This window comes from Vibrio crassostreae, from assembly GCF_024347415.1.
Taxonomy (GTDB): domain Bacteria; phylum Pseudomonadota; class Gammaproteobacteria; order Enterobacterales; family Vibrionaceae; genus Vibrio; species Vibrio crassostreae.
The window spans coordinates 75,152-93,634 of sequence record NZ_AP025478.1 but is presented as its reverse complement, the minus strand read 5'-3'; the positions used below and the strand labels follow the sequence as shown (position 1 = coordinate 93,634).

General features: G+C 42.1%; 11 protein-coding genes. 1 reads left to right on the top strand and 10 read right to left on the bottom strand.

All coding sequences use genetic code 11. The features are described from left to right. Positions 1-10: 10 nt before the first annotated feature. The 9 genes from OC193_RS24705 to OC193_RS24665 form a co-directional block, all read right to left on the bottom strand. Entirely contained in the window at positions 11-1,285 is a 1,275-nt protein-coding gene (locus tag OC193_RS24705) for an opine metallophore biosynthesis dehydrogenase (RefSeq protein ID WP_048660692.1), read from the bottom strand. After that, positions 1,282-2,061: a nicotianamine synthase family protein gene (locus OC193_RS24700; RefSeq protein ID WP_080967720.1), complete on the bottom strand. Its 780-nt coding sequence runs from the start codon at positions 2,059-2,061 to the stop codon at positions 1,282-1,284. Before OC193_RS24700 ends, OC193_RS24705 begins: the two co-directional genes overlap by 4 nt. Positions 2,062-2,069: 8 nt before the next feature. After that, entirely contained in the window at positions 2,070-2,837 is a 768-nt protein-coding gene (locus OC193_RS24695) for an ABC transporter ATP-binding protein (RefSeq protein WP_048660693.1), read from the bottom strand. Continuing rightward, positions 2,837-3,901: a FecCD family ABC transporter permease gene (locus OC193_RS24690; RefSeq protein ID WP_048666141.1), complete on the bottom strand. Its 1,065-nt coding sequence runs from the start codon at positions 3,899-3,901 to the stop codon at positions 2,837-2,839. The genes OC193_RS24695 and OC193_RS24690 overlap by 1 nt, the downstream gene beginning before the upstream one ends. After that, complete coding sequence (locus tag OC193_RS24685) at positions 3,894-5,018, bottom strand: ABC transporter substrate-binding protein (RefSeq protein ID WP_048666140.1); 1,125 nt, start codon at positions 5,016-5,018, stop codon at positions 3,894-3,896. Before OC193_RS24685 ends, OC193_RS24690 begins: the two co-directional genes overlap by 8 nt. A gap of 292 nt (positions 5,019-5,310) precedes the next feature. Beyond that, complete coding sequence (locus tag OC193_RS24680) at positions 5,311-5,880, bottom strand: DUF2913 family protein (protein WP_048666139.1); 570 nt, start codon at positions 5,878-5,880, stop codon at positions 5,311-5,313. A 668-nt stretch (positions 5,881-6,548) separates the two neighbouring features. Then, positions 6,549-7,841 carry a hypothetical protein gene (locus OC193_RS24675; RefSeq protein ID WP_048666138.1) on the bottom strand — a complete coding sequence of 431 codons (1,293 nt, stop codon included), beginning with the start codon at positions 7,839-7,841 and terminating at the stop codon, positions 6,549-6,551. Positions 7,842-8,558: 717 nt separating this feature from the next. Beyond that, positions 8,559-9,347 carry a hypothetical protein gene (locus OC193_RS24670; protein ID WP_048660699.1) on the bottom strand — a complete coding sequence of 263 codons (789 nt, stop codon included), beginning with the start codon at positions 9,345-9,347 and terminating at the stop codon, positions 8,559-8,561. A gap of 973 nt (positions 9,348-10,320) precedes the next feature. Further along, on the bottom strand, positions 10,321-11,823 hold the full coding sequence (locus OC193_RS24665; RefSeq protein WP_182796496.1) for an EAL domain-containing protein: 1,503 nt from the start codon (positions 11,821-11,823) through the stop codon (positions 10,321-10,323). A 1,085-nt stretch (positions 11,824-12,908) separates the two neighbouring features. Here OC193_RS24665 and OC193_RS24660 point away from each other — a divergent pair. Then, positions 12,909-17,189 (top strand): beta-prism lectin domain-containing protein, encoded by a 4,281-nt coding sequence (locus tag OC193_RS24660; RefSeq protein WP_162200895.1) that lies wholly within the window; start codon positions 12,909-12,911, stop codon positions 17,187-17,189. 104 nt (positions 17,190-17,293) lie between these two features. Here OC193_RS24660 and OC193_RS24655 read toward each other — a convergent pair whose 3' ends face one another. Next, positions 17,294-18,472 (bottom strand): YbfB/YjiJ family MFS transporter, encoded by a 1,179-nt coding sequence (locus OC193_RS24655; RefSeq protein ID WP_048660703.1) that lies wholly within the window; start codon positions 18,470-18,472, stop codon positions 17,294-17,296. Positions 18,473-18,483 lie beyond the last annotated feature (11 nt).

Sequence of the window (18,483 nt, the reverse complement as noted above, 5' to 3'; positions counted from 1 at the left end):
ATGGGTTTCTTTAAAGGTCGTATGATAGACGCACCCAACCAAGGTATTGGTGCGCTTGAGTGCGGGACTCTTCAATCAAATGGTGAGGGAGTTGAGAGCTACTTAACCAAGATTCGAATATGCCTAGCACACGGTTAACGCTCGGTAAGGCAATCCCATGCGCTCTGCCTAAGACTTGAAGCCAGTAAAGATTCTGTATATCTTCTTTAGGTATTCGAGGTAAAGACAACTTGCCTTTTTCCACCTTACCTTGGGCATAGGGCACGGCAGAGAAGTTGAAGTAGCACCCATTTTCATCCGGCTTAGAAAAAGGATCGATCAGAATCGCGCTGTATCGGACGTAAACCAAATATTCCTGCGCTATTGGAGTGAGCGACATAAACTGCTCAATTTGACGACGACGAATGGTTTCTGGATGCACAGGATAGTTGTCATCATTGAGAAATTGTAACAAGTTAAATGATGTTCCGTTAAAGTGAAGCATCAATCTCGATATATCGCGCCATAGCTCAACCAAAATGTGGATGGTTTCGGTTGTGATCGGTCCCTCAGGGAAAAGTTTGTACATGTACTTAACTTCTCTCGTCTCACTTAAGATATGATTGAGCGAGAAAGGGGTAATAAAAAATGCGGGATGAACGAAAGAGGTAATGTTTCGTCCTTCTACGCTAAACCCATTTTCCAACTCGACAACTTCAACACCGATACCCGCTAAAGTTTGAGTCAGTAGCTCTAGGACAGGGCATTTTTCTTTACTTGAGTAAGCATAAATACGTTTTTTAACCGCTTTGGTAAGGACACGAACGCCAGCTTGTTCCGTTATAAATTTAGTGGCCGCAAAGTAATTGGAAAATATCAATACGTTGGGAGTTAAATTCAGTTCTGAAAACAAGCCTTTCACAATCCGGTGCCCCCCAAATAAGGATGAAATGAGGACTACTATTTTTGCGGAACTCAAACACGATTTAGGTAAAGCCAATAGAACCGCTGAATAAGCATGAGATGGGGTGGCCAGAACCAACGTATCCCATTGTCCGCTTACATCGCGTAAATCTTCAAAAACCGCATCAAATATCACCTGCCCTGCCATTCGTTTCAAAGAGGATTTGGCAGCGATAATATGCGCAATACGTTCGTTGTGTAAGCTTTCGAACATCGGCTGCCAGCGCTCTGATGAGCGGTTTACTAACCCAAGTTGCTCGCACTGGTTTCTGATGATTTTTGCTGTCTGAAATGCGGCTGGCCCTGTGCCTACGATTAACACTTTTCCTAATGAAAGAGTCATTTTGCGCGCTCCATTAAGACGGTGTTATATATCGCTGCATCGTTATGGATCTGTTGTGTTTCCCACCCATCAATTAGGTTTGGGTTGAAAGGGTAATTGAAGGCGGACTTTAAACCATTACCGAATCGAACTAATACTCGGTGAGAGTGGTTAAGATGAGGTTTAAGCTGTCTGAGTAGCTCCCATTTATGTTCCACTAAAGAGGCTACTACAACATGAGTTGGCCGGAAAGAGGCAAACTCAGTGATTAGATCTTTGCAGCTAAAAGTGGTTGATAAGTTGAGTTGGTTGGCCATTTTCACTGCTTGCTCATCCAGGTCGATACCGTGCACGAGAGCGCCTGTGATCTGAGATATAGTAAAAGCAGAAACCGGATAGGACCCTGAGCCAATAAACAGGACTCGAGAGTTGCTTTCAATTCCTGCTTTTTTTAGTTCAATTTTTGTGTTTTCAGAAAGTTGGTATAAATATTCGCTGATGTCGATTTGATGGTCTCTGGCACACTGAGACTGATGTTTTTCCAATAAACACAGAGCTTTTACAGCAGTTTCGCGAAGCTGCTTGATTAGACGTCCGTACTCAGGGAACGTCTCAAAATCATCGCTAAGGGTTTTAGAATTTTCTTGCAAGATCCAAGCACATAACTCATCAATTTTATCTTGCAAAAGGACAAAACATTCACAATTTTCAAGACTGTAGTGAGTCAGGGTTTGAATTTGAGATTCAAACGTGGATAGAGAAACTAATAATTGATAATGCCTTTTATTCATGGTCATAAGAATGCCTAATCCGTTTCAAGAGCTCGAACTGGGGTGACGTGGGTATGTCCATGAACGCAACAACCTACGTCCACATGAATCTGATAGATTTGCCCCAACCTTTCAGAATCGAGCACATCTTTTGGTTTACCGCAATATTGGACTTCACCATCATTCATTAAGAGAAGATGGTCGCAGTATCGAGCAGCGAGAGAGAGGTCGTGTAGGACCGCAATTGTGATGATATTTTTGGCTCGAGTATATTGACGAACAAGGTCTAAAATTTGGACTTGATGCTTGAGATCTAAGGCGCTTGTTGGTTCATCTAAGAGCAAGACCTTGGGCTCAGCAACAAGAGCTTGCGCCAGTGAAACCAGCTGTTGCTGACCACCACTTAGTTGAGAAAACTGTCTAGGGGCGAGATTTCTCAAACCTAGATAATTAAGGATGGCGTCTGCTTTTTGTTCTTGTTCAAATGTGATGTTCCAACTTAGTTGATGAACCAAGCCCAACAAGACAAACTCAATAACCGTTAATTGGCAGGGAGATTTGTTGAGTTGACATAGGTACGAGAAGGATTGTAGCGGTAAGCTCAGCCCGTCCTCCCCACTTGAATTAATCTTCCCATCAGAAGGAATGATGCCCAGGATAGCTTTGAGTAATGTCGTTTTTCCTGCGCCATTGGGCCCTAAAATGGCGGCAAATTCGCCACCCAAAAAGTGGGCATCTACCTTCTTTAAAACGAGTTTTCTTCCAATTGGGACGGCAAGATTTTCTATTGAAAGTGACGTCATTAGATAAACCTCCTGCTTATCAGAAAATAAAGAAGGATCGGTACACCGACTAAGGAGGTGACGATACCAATTGGTATGATAGTGCCTGGGACAATCAACTTAGCAACAAGAGACGAGATACATAAAAGCAACGCTCCCATTAATGCCGCCAAAGGTAAGTAGAAACGCTGATCTTCGCCTATTAGCATTCTTGCTAGGTGAGGGGCAACCAAACCAATGAAACCAATGGTTCCGACAAACGACACTGCTCCTGCAGTTAATAAGGAACACAGTAAAAACATCTGTAGTCTTAACTTGCTGGTCTTTACTCCCAAGGCGAGTGCACGCTCTTCGCCTAAAGTGAGGGCGGTGAGTGCCCATACCTTAGATAACGCAAAGACCAAACCGAACAGGAAAACGGCTCCTGAAACAAAGAAGGACAACCAACTCGCCTTCAGGAGACTGCCAAATAACCAAAAAACAATTTGCTGCAGCACTTCTGGTGATGCCAAATATTGAATTAATGACTGTAAAGCCTGGAAAAAGAAGAGAACGACAATACCTGCCAAAATCAGGATTTTTGCGTCCATATGTCGGCTGCGACCAATTATGTAGATCGCCATACTCGCTAATCCAGATGTCAAGAAAGCGGCAAACGGCACGCCTAACCAATGCAAACCAAATACTGAAAAACCGGTTAAAAAAGCTATGGCTGCACCAAATCCAGCAGCAGCAGAGATACCAAGGGTATACGGACTGGCAAGTGGGTTGGCTAAGAGGGTTTGCATCAGACCGCCAGCGAGGCCGAGTGAGGCGCCAACCATAAGACAGGTGAGAGTGATGGGTAACCGAAGTTGCCAGACAATAAGTGTTGATAAGCTGTCACCAGAGGGACCACCTAGGAGGGCTTCAACAACTTGTTCAATGCCTAGCCACGATGAGCCAATACCAAGATCGAATAAAGCGGAAAAACTCGTTGCCAGAAAAGCGCCTAGCAAAATCTTAATCCTTTGCTTCTGCATTCTTTGATAAATAGCGCCGCTGGAATGATTCAGGTCAGACGATGCTTTAATGCTTTCATTCATGAGTTACGCCCACCTTAATCATGAAAGTGCCTTTGAGTGCTTGCGGCATGTAGTTCCGAAAAAATTCTTGGTGCAATTTCTTAGGTTCAATATCTTTAAATGCTTCTGGGTAAATAGACTTTGCTAGATACAACAAAAAAACGTGGTCGTAAATAGTACGTGTTCCCGAGTGGTATATACCGTAGACGTCACCATTTTTAACTGCCGTCAGTTGATTCCAGCCAGCTCGATTTAGGTAGGGGCGGTATCTAGTTTGCGCTTCTTCCATTGTGCTATTGAAACCAAGCAGGGCGCTGTCGTTATTTTTAGCCCAGTGAGCACCGGATATAAAGATCACCTCTGGATCTTGACTCAAGATATATTCAGGCGTTAGGTGGGCAGAGCCTTCAAACATTCCATGGGCAATGTTATCGGCCCCCGCCATTGTCAAAAGGTTGCCCCACATTGTCGTCGAGTAAGATTTACCGTATTCATTTGGTCCACCTGTACCTGCTTCCACATACACACGGCGTGCTGCGTGGTTTTCCAGATGCCTCGTAACACGTTGTTTAACCATGTTTACTGTGTTTTCGTATTCCGTTGCAATCGATGAAGCGCGTCCTTCTGTCCCCATTACTCTGCCTATAACACGTGTGCTAATGACGTGTTTTTCAAGCGTTTGAGCATTGAAGTCTACAACGACAACTCTGATACCATTCTTTTCAAGTATTTCAACTTTTTCACCAAGGGATTGATATTGCCACGCCGCAAGAAGTGCAACATCAGGTTTAGTTAACAAGAGTTTTTCGAAATCAAAAGTACCTGTATAAAGAGAACCTGAATCAATAATCGTTTCTAACTCAGGAATGATTTTTTTATAGGTGATCCATTGAGATTGACGGTAATCTTTCCAAGAGTGTCTTGGGAAAATAGCCACTTTTTTGTAAGCATCTGGTCCAGCGATCGCTAGGTAATCCTCAAAATAAAAACCTAGGAAAATTTTTTCTGCCGGCTTTTCTAAAGAGATGTCTCTACCGAGCACGTCTTTGAACTGAAGAGCTGCAGAAGCAGAGGCCATGTCACCCAAAACCAAAGTTGCCCAAAAAAGTGCTTTTACTTTTAAAAGGTATTCTTTCATTACCTCGACCTCAAATAGAACATTAACTGTTATAATGTAACAATGGTTCTAGGGTTGAAAGAGATAAATTTATTATTTATATCTATTAAATATAAATAATAAAGCTAGGTTGGAGTGATGGAGGTTTGTCTTATGAGCAAGAGCAGACATGATACGATTTGGAATTTTTCTTAATTACAAAGGTTAAAATTGTGGAGGGCTTAATAGCTATATATTTAATTAGAGCCAAATTGTTGTGAAGCCACAACACCGGTACCCGCTACTTTATCTATCAAAAATTATCCGTGAAGTCCTAAATTGGATGAAGTTGGTAGTGATAGCTTCCTAACTCTTGATTCATGTGATGTTGCTCAAATTTGAAGTAAAATTGCTCTGTTAAGCATTGAGTAAACTTATTGAGCTCGTTTGTATGTATGAACAAGGAGATTGGCGCTATTAGGCGATTATCATTATCAAAGCAGTTATCAATGTGTCTTCTATCGAGATAAACCACATCTACTTCTTGGATGGGAGTCTCTTCGACAAGTTTTGTATCTAAACCTACCTTCTCAAAAAGCTCTAATAATAAATAAAGATTATCAATATCGCTTTTTCTATCTATCGTTGATTTTTGAGTTAAAATCCTTTCTAAGTGCTTTTCGATTGAGCCAAATTTATCCTTCATAAGACAGACCGTTTTAAGCTTTTTCTTGATAGGCTGATATCGATCTTGTTTAATTCTTGTCTTAAAGAAATCAATAATGATTTTATTTCGTTGTTTTTCATTAACAAAGCCACGAGAACTGCTCACTTTGAAGTAAAGGTGAAGAAGAGCGTTCTCGAAAGTCGATTTAAGCAGTTGATGAGATGGATATTTTGACATTATAGAAGAGAGCTATTTATTGGCAGAAAGAGGTCATCATAAAATAATATTCTACAGTCGACAATAAATAAAACAACCACCTATCAATTATTACCCCATGGGCTCTAAACTCTGGACAGGAGACTAATGGATTAGGGTTTAATTATCCCAGCAATGAAAATGTCGGTACGGTTACCGGTTCTTTCGAGTTTTTAGATATCAAGAGAGCGGGTGTCATGCTTACCTCCAATCGAATTGGTCTACTAACTTATGACAGGAAAAATACAATAAATTTATTCATCACACAGTTAGACAGTGCAGGCTTGAGCCAATCATTTAAACACTAGATTGGTTGCTTGGCCAGGTAACTACGTTCGCAACCAACCCGCAACATCAGGGAGAGTGTTCAGGCCTCAAGCTACGTTGCTCGTCAGGATGACAAAGAGCTTCAATGTCGCGTAGGTAATTTGTCTAACCTTGTTATTTATGGGAGACCTCCAACTTGGTTATGATTGTTAGAATGAAATTAGCCCTTGAATTAACGTGTTTTTATGAGAAAAACAGCAGTTTTTAGGCGAGCTTTCATTCAGTCTGAAATTTGGTGCCCGACAGTTATTGTGTTCCCCTTTGGTTAATGCTTGTAAGTGCCCTTATATTGACGCTGAGAAAATGGGAGTAGCTCCGAGACGTTAGAGAAGACATTTACCGTAATCTTTTGAGGCATTAAAAAGATGACTTAAATGTAAGGAGCTTTTTGTTAATGGGTCATAATTATGGCAAGTAAAACAGCCCCTATCTTCTTCAGGGTGCGCTAAAGCAAACCATTGAGGGTTTTGGACATAGGTTTCCATTGTGCTATTTGATAATAACTTCGAACCACCTATTTCATTTTTCCAAGTCGGAGGGACTTCTCCTTCATTTGATTCGCTCTCGTTTGAGACTGTCCAAGATGCCCCAACAAGAAAATAGTTAGACCAAACAGATTGACGTGCTAGGTAATACCCTGACATTGCCTCGTTAAGCTCTTTTATATCTTTAGCCACTTCGGCTTTTGTTAAAACACCAGCCCCATAGGGCGTTTCTCTACACACTTGAGTTGGTTTACCAGGGAAATAAGTATTAAATTTCTGAAAGGACATAGGGTTGAAGAAGGTCCAACTACCTGATTTTTCAAATATTGATAGGTTAGGAAAATCAGCACAATCAGGCGCGTTTTCATTATGTTCAAATGTGGTCCAAATGAATTCAGGGTGATTAATGGTTTTCCTCACTATATGAATCCCAACTAAGCCCATTAGAAGATTACTCCTTACTGTCCCGTTTATCTCAACATCTCTCTGAATAGTGAAAAATTTTTCAGGGTTGTCATTATTAGACATTAATTTCCAAGAAGTTTTTACTTCTGTGGAACCTGGAGATATTTCAAACGAAGTTTTCCCACTATCAATATCAGCGACACATTGACTATTGTTCAATCCGTGTTTGACGATATCATCGTAGAATTTTTTATTGACACTTTGTTGATAAAATACAGGATTTCCCTCCTTATCGTTCAATGGGAAATTAGAGCCCGCTTGGAGGATCTCACTTTGTACTGATCCTTGATCACCTTTATTGTCCCAACTATCAGGAACCTCTTTAAATATTCTGTACTTCGGCATCATATTCAAGAATGATTCCGGTATTTTGTCGCTGGTATAATAGGAGAAAGATTGCCACGCAAACCGCATAAAACTGCAATTAATATAGGAATTACTGGTTTCTAGGGGCTCTAGGGGTAAGTGGGGGGAGTCTATCCATGAGGGATCCCCAGTACAGTCAATTACTTCATCATTTTTTTCTAACTCTAGTGATTTTTTTTGAGCAATCGAATTTGAGTAGGGGAAGTTTGGTAGAACATTGCTATTCAAGAACTCTGATGAATAACAAAGTAATGGGGATACAAGAAACGAAACAGGTAATATTTTATTTAAATATGCCATTTAAAAACCTTGGTTGTAATAATTCTCATTTTTATTTCTAATGGTTTAATTAATATAGAATAAACAAAAAATTAAATTAAATTAATATAAATTATTAAATAGAACGGCTTTTTGGTGTTCTTAAATTGGGTTCAAGCTAGTAGTGTTTACAGAAGGAGAAAGCTGAGGCCATCAAGCAAGCCAGATAAGCTCTTTACTATCGAGAAAGTCAAAAGCAAGAGAAAAGGGGGGAGACCGAAAATTAGATGTGGGTAATATGGTAACTAGCTTTTAAGTCAAAGTGCTTTCTGAGTGATCGAAGAGCTTAGTATTAGAAAGAGACTTAGAATATTGTAAACCCACCATAATTAGAGCCTCGATTCGCTATCGTCAAGGCTCTTGGAGGCAGTAAGTACGCTCATTTGCCAAACTAGGATCTTATATATATCAAGAGTAAACATCAACATCGTGCCTTTGCTTGACGACTTTTTTGTAAAGCACGATTACTTATACGTACGACATCAATCCAATGCTTCTCAAAATTTTTGGGCTGATATGCTCTGACATCTTAAAGAAAGGCAATATCGTAGGAGCTACACACATATACACAGGTGCCGATATTCAAGAACAACTAGTTTAGTGTGCTTGATTGCCTTGCTTCCAGTTAGTGACTACGATGTGCAGTGAATGTAGTTGTTCAGCTCACCTGACAAGTTGTCTTCGTATATGGGAGAAAATTTAGTTTACGGTTACATTTGCTTGCAGAATCGCTGAACTATTCTTGAATAAACCATTGAGGTATCTTTTACCTTTATAATTGAAGGCAACTACGATCCCATTATAATCAGCACCATTTTTAGTTAGGTCGGAACAACTTGTTGCTTCAACATTAACGACGTTATAGTAAAAATCAGATTTCGATGCAATGCCGCTGATTGTGCATTCTCCATTGAAAATAAAATACCCGTCTTCTTGTAAATACCAAGTTGAACCATCATCAGAATTTGTATGTGTTCCTGTAACTTCGGACAGTTCTATAAGCGCTGGTGTTTTATTGGTGAATGATTCATTAAACACATAGTACTGTGTACGAGCGGTGATGGAGACTTCTTTAAAGTCATCAAAAAATGTAATGTTAGACATCAAGTTAGAACCATAATCAAACAATCTGCTCCCTTGCCAATCTGTTGTTTCGTATGTCAATCCCTGTGTAGTCAATGATTGCTCATTTTCCCATGAATGACTGTCTGTGACATAAAAACTATCCCAGCGAAAAAGTCCAATAATGATTCCTTCTTTATCGCGTTTAGTATCAACTAGCATCCATAGTAGAGCATGATCACTTAAAAAGAACCCGTCAGAACTGTATGTAACGGGCTCGGGGAGGGGAAGAACATTTTCTGCATTGTCCTCGCTGCCAGTTGAATCTGTTGAGGTTGTGCTGGCGCTTTCACTACATGCGGATAACAAAATAACCCAAAGTAATGAATTAATAGAGATTTTTTTCTTTTTATAATTAAGAATCATTGTTCATCCCTTAGCTTTTGGAATTGCTAGAACTTTCTTCTCCACTCCATCCGCACTCCTGAGAGGAGTAATGTTGGCACACTTTTCATGTAGCTCGCGCACGAATCGAGCGGGTCTTAAGTAAAGCAACCAGAGTTAGCTTTGAAAACTTAGCCAAACTAACTGGTGAAGAGCAGAGAGATTTTAAATAGGTTATATTTAACCAATGTGTGTCTCGTTATTCTTGTCCTCTTATGTTTATCTTCAAAGTACTATTATCGTCATAGTTACTCCCAATACGTGCTGAAGGTGTATTTTTGTAGTTGATACAGGCATACGATTGTGAATTAACAAAAAATAACAGCAAAAACATTAAAGATGCATGGGGTATTTTCTTCACGGCCTTTTCCTCCAAATAAAGTTTATACCGCTTTTAAAATATCAATAAAAACATCTGAAAATGCTAAACCATTAGCTCTGTCATGGATTGTAATTAATTTAATAAATTATAGAGATGGGATGAAGGTAATTCTCAAATAGAATCTGAAGACATTAGCAAAAATCAAAGCTCTTCTGGTGTTATATTGATGCTCCAATGCCGTTCCGCTTATTCGCATGAGCCGACAGCGCTCTTCCAAGTATCTGACTCACAGCATGGTTGATTACCTTTTACTTATCTTCTTTCACTCCTCCTCCGATAACCTTAGCTAAACAACGTAATTCCTTTTTGGGGGGCTGAATCTTGGATTTTTCAACTAGTCACATTGCACGAACAAATCTACAAGCGGACCAACGTAGTCAGTATGAATCGAAATGAAGGTGAGGGGCCTTAGTTGACCACTTTATAATTAATTAATACCACAAATTAGCAAAGAGTTTGGTTATATTCTTTACTTTCGACATGTTCATTTTCTGGGCTCCAATAGGCTAAGTCACGGGCCCTAGAAACATCCTATTCTCGTTGTTGAAGAGGCAGCTCTGTGACGTGATGTTTTTAGCTGAGCGCCTCACTAACCCGCTCGTGAGTATAACCATAATCTAAAGCCCAGCGATGGAGATCTTCAATCGACATAGGTTTAGCGTAATAGTAACCTTGATGTTGAAAGACGCCTCTTAATAAAAGCCCGTTAGCTTCAAGCTTATTTTCAACCCCTTCCGCTACTAGATTCATTTCTAACTGCTTAGCCATTTTAATATACCCATCGAGAACAGCGGATTTTCCTTCATCAATGGAGCGTGTAAACATTTTGTCTATTTTGATAGTGTCAATATCGAAATAATGCAAATAGGAGTTTCCGCCATAACCGGTACCTGCATCATCAAGGCTTATTTTAAGTCCTAATGTTTTGAGTAAGGCGAGGCGCTGACTGGCAAACGCCAAATTTTCAATCGGTTGGCGTTCTGTCAATTCAAGCGTCAGTTTTGAGTAGTCGTGCTGAAACCGCTTTAAATAGTGGTAAAAATCGTCATTTTGTAGGTGCAGAGGAGTGATGTTGACACTGCAATAAAACTCAGCGTTTTGACTCATCAAAGACGATAAGTCGCGGTAAATGGTTGTAATGAGATTTTCTGTTGTTGGAATGATATCCCCACTTTGCTCTAGATAATGGATGAACTTGCTTGGTTCTATGACGCGGCCATCAGAGGGAAGCCATCGGAGTAAAGCTTCGACACCGAGCATTTTACCTGTTTGTGCGTCTACAATGGGTTGATAATAGGGGAAAAACTGGGCGTCTCGAACCGCTTTTTGAAGAGCAATTTCTTTTTTTGCGTGCCAATAGGAAACACATAACCAAAGAATGGTGAGTGAAATCATAAAGAGTAAAGTGGTGACCGGCCACAAGTTTTGCTTAAACTTCGAAAGCACTCGTGAGGCAGAGACGGAGGATTCAAAGGTAAGAGGAAGATAGTTTGAAGCAACTGAGTTCGAGTACAGGCGATCAGCATTGGGCAAACTGCCTATTTCAAGGATAGTGTAATTTTCTTTTGGTAAAGATAAACGAATAGAGCGTTGATGGTCTAAATCATTTTCAAGAAAAAGGTATTCCGTGCGTAATGGAAAGAGGAAGCCATATTGTCCATTCGAACCGTATAAATAGGGGGGATGTTTTGGGGTTGTGGAGAGAGAATAAATCGCTAAACGCCACATTTCCCCTTTTAATTGTGTACTGAGTAAGTTCTTAAAATTACGTTGTTCAAATTGCTCAACGCCGAAAGGAGAGCAATAGGTATAAGGTTTCTGCTTATCAAGATTAACGATGGGTATCGACATAAGTAGATGCGACACATAAAGCTTCTCTAACTGCTCTATAGTGTCAGTGGAGCATTCACCGCTAGCGACGCTGGCTTCAGAAAGAATGGGTTTTTCAAGCCCATATTTAATCGCAACAGAAACGATTTGATCGAGGTAGTCGACGTCATGCTTAATTTCATTATGAACTTGATAAAGACTGGTTGCTAATGAAGCCAATAAGCTAAACAACAGGGCCAATAACATAACACCAGTCTTATAGACCCATTGAGGGTGGGGACTGAATAAGCGGTTTAACCAAGGGTGTCTGGATCTCATGCTTAACTCTTTATAGTTATAAATCCAATGAATAGTGTTGAGTTATGAAATGTTATTATGCGGTTTAATTAATGTTGGTTTCTAGAAAAATACTTGACCTCAAAAAATAAATTATAAAAATGGAAAGCTGATCACTTTTTAACCCTATTAGAAAAGGGTGGGTTAGGACTGAATTCAGGGGAATTCTTCATCGGTGTTAATCTGTTTGGGCAGAGGCGTGCTAACGACGAGCAACTGTGATGACCGAAGGATTTTTTCGTTATCTTCTTCCTAGTCGCCCACCATCAAATATTCTTTCTTATTCAAGCATTAATGTCTCAGCACGTACCTCCCACCCCTCTCTCAGTCTTTCTTCAAACCAGATTTCTTACTGTTGAGTCCCTTCTCGAGATGTGAAACCGTTTTCTCATTTCACCATTTATTCTGACAGATGTTAGGTGAGACAATTTGAAATTTTTCCTCGACGCGTTAGCTGCAGTTTGGCTGGCCATACAAGTCGTTTATTCATCTTAGTATCAAATCCACGAGAGTAGGTTGTTTATAATTGATTAATATACCATTGCTTTCTCTCTGCATAATCTATGAGTAAGTGCTTTTTTCTTTTTTTGGAAGTCTTTTGACGTTTTTCTAGGGGTTCCTTACTCTTACATTTTCTGTCCTGACCAAACTACCTCACCAAAAATTTGGAAATCTTTGTGTTCTAAATCTTTTTGGTTGAGATCCCAAGTCTTATTAAGTTGGGTTATCGCTTACCACCTCGCTCTCCTCTGGTAAGAATTTCAGCCGTTTGACTTGCGCCTTTAAATGAATAACCGCTCAAAACGACAGAGACCACCTTCTTTGGCGGCCTTTGTGTCGATATTAGGAAGTCAAGGATTCGATTCGAAGATGCTTACGAATGAATTAAGATTTATAAGGTGAATTCCTAATTATATATAAATTATGTCTCTTTATTTATTCGCTCTCCTATTCTCAACAGAATGATGTCAATCGCTCTTCTATTGGGTAAGAATATGGTTATTGAACGTATATTTTTCTTAGGAACAAAGACGTTTCACGGACTACTGGGTATATTTTTTTTGGTATTCAGCACTATTTCATCAGCGTTTCAGCCTTCGAACGAAAGTTTTTCCCATTATGAATTTGGCAGAACTGATGCCAAATACGCTGTCAATATTGAGATGAGCAAGCTCAATGAGTTGTCAATTCGCCACGGAGCCGCGATCGACGGATTTGTTTACACCTATGAATCTGACGAAAGCATCTACCGGATCGGTGGTGAGAGTGGCGTCATTTCGCCGTTAGACACAGCTGGTTTAATTAAGATGAGCATATATAGTGGCCATTTTTACTGGGGAAGTGCTGAAAAGCCGACGATAGTAAAAATCGAATTTCACTATCAAAACGGGGAGGTGAATTCCTTTGGCAGTACCGATTATGCCTTCACCACTACCAAATATGAACACGAGATCCAGCAAGATTTAATCAGCATATCATTCTGGTCTGATGGCTGGCTTATTGATGGCCTCAGATTTAATTACCCCCGGTTAGAAAGTGCCCCTCCAAGTGGTGATTTTTCTGAAAATTTTCCTCAGTTAAAAATAAAAAGAGCACTCAGTCAGGCTGGCGAGGGTTTTCTGTATGCAGTTATGCCGACTTCAAAACGGATTGGTTTATTAACCTACGACGGGACAACAACCATTGATGTGCCAACCCACGAGCTAAATTACGAGCATCTGACCATTCTTGAGTGTGGGAGTAGCGACGATTTTGTTACCCGCCCAGCAGTGCAGAACCATGAAAACGTATTAGGTTTTACTGGCTATGAAAGCATCGACGACTCATGCCATGTGGCCAAAAACAACGAGTTTAAATGGTTTGCGGGTAATTCATCGGAGCTCAATTCTTGGTATTCGGACAGCTTGCAAGGGAAGCCCCAATGTTATTCTATTGATGGAGAACGCTGTATCACTCCGCTTGATTACACCCAGCAGAATGAGATTACTAATCCTTTCATCTTGCAAGAGATGGGGGCCAATACTAATCTGATTGCGGAATATCTTAGCAACATTAATCAATTAATTCTTAAATTCGATGGGAACCTTCAAGGGACAGGAACCTTGGCGAGTCTAGTGCTGCCCGAAGCCTCGGAACAGACGATTACCTATTCCGTCTCAAACCATTCAGCTTCTTATTTACAAGTAGAATCTAACGGAGAAGCACAACTCATCCCACCTGGTGCAAGGGCGGGTGATACTTACACACATCATTCACCTATCGAGCAAGGCAAGCGTGTCATAGTGGATGTGAGCTTGACGGAGTCACCAGTGACCGTCTATTTACCCAACGGGTCAGTCCATCGACTTTCGACTGGCGATAGGAAAATTTGGACTTTCCTTGGCGGCGAGTGGTTTGAGGAAGGACGCAATATTAATGACTATCCGGACATTGTCCGTCGTGCTCAGCCCGTCACTTGCCATCAGACCTTAACCGATATACCCGGGCATTGGTGTGCCAAAGCGGCCTCACTGGGACAAACATTCCGCCACCAGACGGTGCAAGCCAACATCGACGCTACATTGAGCAACATGGAGACCCTTTTCACGACGATGGAAGCCTATGAAGCACAAAGGATTAAAGACATTTACCTACCGCGCATCGCGCCCTTACAAGAACGTGTCGACAGGAAAGAACGTGAAAAGAAGGATGAATGCGGGTGGTCGTGGATATGGTGGATGGCGATAGCATGCAGCGTCACTTCCGATGAGTATGATGATTTACGAGATGCACTCGACGAGCTCCAACAAGAGTATGAAGCGCTTTTAGAATCCTCCCGGGAAAAAGTGCAACTGGCGCGTGGGAGTCGTTGGCATAAATTGCATGAAACTTGGGCAAATAATGATGGAACCCATTTTGCGGGTCTACTCTTGGAAGAAAGTAAGACCTTAGATGACCTTAAAACACTTAAAGCGGGCTACGATAAAAGCGCGCAACAAGCCAAAACGGATTATCAGGCTGCAATGACGAAGTACCTTAATGAAGCCAGCCCGGATCATATTCTGTTGAAGACGCTTGAAGCTCTGCCACTGGTTGGTCCGGAAATCAAACACATTGTCGATTATGCTCGCCACCCATCCGCGAAAAATCTCAGAAGCATGTTATTGGGGTTAGCGGGTCCGGTGGGAGAAGCAGTTGAAGGGGTGGTCGAGCTTACCACTGAACCAGGGGCGTTAAACCAAAAGGAAATAAAGTTTCTGACTGACGTGCTGACTGATTTAAGCAACGACTCGACCATTGGCGAAGGCTTACAAGACGTTGTCTCCGATGCCATCAATGATTTAGGCGATGAGGTGATTGAGAGCATTCGTCAAGCGGGCCTGTGGCGAGATAAATCGGGTGAAGTAAACCTTATCCAGTCTGACTATGAAAACCTGGTGGCTTGGCGTTCCCAAGCTCAACGTATCAACTATGACTTCTGGCAAGGCGACAGTGAGCAGGAAGTCAATGTCCAGCAAAAGTTTACGCCTCAGAATAGCAACTACACCTCGTTTTTGGCCCACCCGACGGTCTTTGATGCCAGTTCTTTGACTGAGATTGAGTATGCGAGTGGCGGCAGCCTCTTCGCCACAAAACTGGCGACCATTTTCAATCATTCCTTTGGAACAGGATATGAAGAAGTGGCTAAATCCAACCCTGATTATACATCATGGACACGCGAGCAGGTCACCAATGAACTGTATAAAGTCATTGCCGACCCAGCGTACTATCAGCAGCGCCAACCCTATTGGGTGGATTCTACAGCCATAGGCAAGCGTCCCGCCGGTCTGGTCTTTACCGAGCAACACGCGATGATCGTTATTAACTCTGATCTGGTGTCACGCAACAGTGCGGATTTCTATAAATTCTATTTCGAAGAATTGGGTCATCTAGTCAATTGGTGGCGGTGTAAAATTTTTGAGGTCAACGTCAGTCATTGTGAGTCACCGGGAGATGCTGGCGCACGTTTCAGGGATGCGGTTATGATTGACCCATCGCTTCATACCGCTACGTTACCATCCTTGCTGGCTGACTTACCTCAGCATCCGAATGTCGACAAACAGACAATACAATTTTCTGACAACAGCTTTGCGACACTGGAAGGCTGGCCGGACTACTACACCGTCAATGAGCACATTAGTGGTGATGGCAAATTTTCCTGGCTATTGCGCTTAGGTCTGGATGTGACTAGTCAGGATCTCAGGGGGTTGGTTGACGTGTTTGAGCTGGAAGTGATTATCAATGCCCCAAGCCCGGCGCTGAAAGGCAATCCATGGAAAAAATCGGCTAATGGCTACTGCAAAACCGATACAGACACGGACTGTAATATGCCGACGATGTGGATGTCGATTGCTTTCCGAGATGCATTGAAGGTGGTCAGTGGGAGTATGCCACAGTTTAAAGACGCGAAGGCATCACAAGCTGGCTTTGATCTGCTGCCAATGCTGGTGAGAAAGCATGGTGGTAAGCTGCCATTTCAGCTCACGTCGGTCAACAGTACCGACTGGCGCTACATGGGCTCACACGATATCTATTACAAAAAATTCACCGGCAGCCTGGTAGCAAGACTGAATTTGTGGAAAACGCAAAAACTGATGAGAGGTAAGACGCCGGGCACTACTTTCAAACCGGAGCTATCATTAAAAGCGGCGCCCGCCTCTGGGAGTTATGTGGTTGAAATTGCGACCAAGGATAAGGACGATTTTGCGGCTTGGTTGGCCGGCGATATCGTCTCTGCAGTGGCTGGATGCGCTGTAGGTTTTGTGGTGGGAGTGATAGCCGAAAGAGACCCAGTGACGCTGTGTCATGCTATGTCAGATCTCACCGAAGCGGTAGAGACGGCTTTTCAGGGATTGGACAAGCGCCCAACCATGTTCTTCGAAGCCGACGGTAATATCACCTTACCAGTATCGCTCGAATATCGATACGCGACAAGCGGTGATAAGCTCCGCAGGAGAACCGCGACAGAGGCTCCTTCAGGGCGAGTCCAATACAGCGCAGATGGGCGAGCCCACTACTTGGTGGGAGAGGCCCCCGGTTCTATCCCAGAGGAAGACATCAGTCACAATCGGGTCAGTATCACTACCAATCCGCAGATTTCTTCTTTTCGAACCAAAGCTGGGAAAGCTTTCTCTAAACTGGGAGCCAAGTCGATTAACCCAGTTGGGGTTTTTCGATTTAGGGTTGGCTTTGATTATGCTGAAAAGGTGATACAGAAAGGAGCGTACGCTTTGCCGTCTGCCGTGATAGAAGACTAAGACTAAGAGCGATAAAATTTATCACGTCTGACGTATGTCAAGGTCGTCCAGCTCTAGAGGGAAATGGGGGAGAGTTTCATGAGCAACAACTCGTTTGAGCGTGTTTATGATTGCTTTTTGGTTGATGTAAATGCAATGCAGACTATCGATAAAATGAGGGCACTCGCACTGATTATAAATAGGGCGTTATAGCTGGTGAGTTGTGGGGCGTAATAAGCCATCACAACGGCACCTACGCCTTGCGATATAGCAAAAGCCATTGTCATTGCCCCCCAAGATTTCGTATGGAGCTGTGTTCCAACTATTTCTAAGGTGTAAGTTGATACGAGTGTTACGGTGCCAGGGGTAAACATACCAACGAGTATAGATGAAGCAAAAAGTGCAATCTTATTTGTACTTAGCAAGGGGAGTGCTACCCCTATTGCTTTACACGAAAATGCCACCAATAGTGCTTTTTTAAGTCCGAACTTATCACCTAATATACCGGTAATTACTGGTCCAACAGCAGCACCGATGCCAAACATTGCCCAGTAAAAGCCACCACTCCTCAAACTCATTCCTAGCTCACGAACAATATAGTCGACCCAAAAGAGAGAATGAGGTAAATAACCAATAGCGTTAAAGGCATAAGCCAAAAGTACGCAGCTAATACTGACGCGCTCATACTTAGATAAGGCAGTAAACGTTGATGGGCTTTTAGCACAGTGATTTGGTTTAACCTCGAGAGGCCATGTGTTCCATGTTAAGACAGTGGCGAGGAAAGCGATCGCTCCCATACCCAACCATGCGCTTTCGACACTTAGAGAGCTAAGTAGAGGTATGAATGTTCCTGAAATCATCGCACCAAGACCAATTCCTGAAAATACTACACCACTGATTCTTGTTTTCATCTCTTGGGGGTGAAGGCTAACAATCATTGGTGGGACTAGCACCATAAGAGCGGCTCCCGAGACTCCAGCGATGGTTCTCAATATCAAAAACCATTCAAAGGGAGCAGATTTCAAAGCACAACCAAGGTAGCTAAAGCTACTTAATAACAGAGAGGCACGTATGAGTGTGCCCATTAAATAATACCTCTGTAAAAAACTTGAAGCAGGGGCCCCTAAGATATAACCAATGAGCGTTGCTGCGCCAAGAATGGAGGCCTCTTCGCTTGAGAACCAACTGCTCTGAATAAGCACTGGTATTAAGGCTATGTAGGCAAAGCGTCCAATGCCATTCCCGACTAATATTGCTGCTAGCCCTGCGAAAGAGGTGCGGTTTAATAGTTTAACTTGTGACATATTGTTCATCT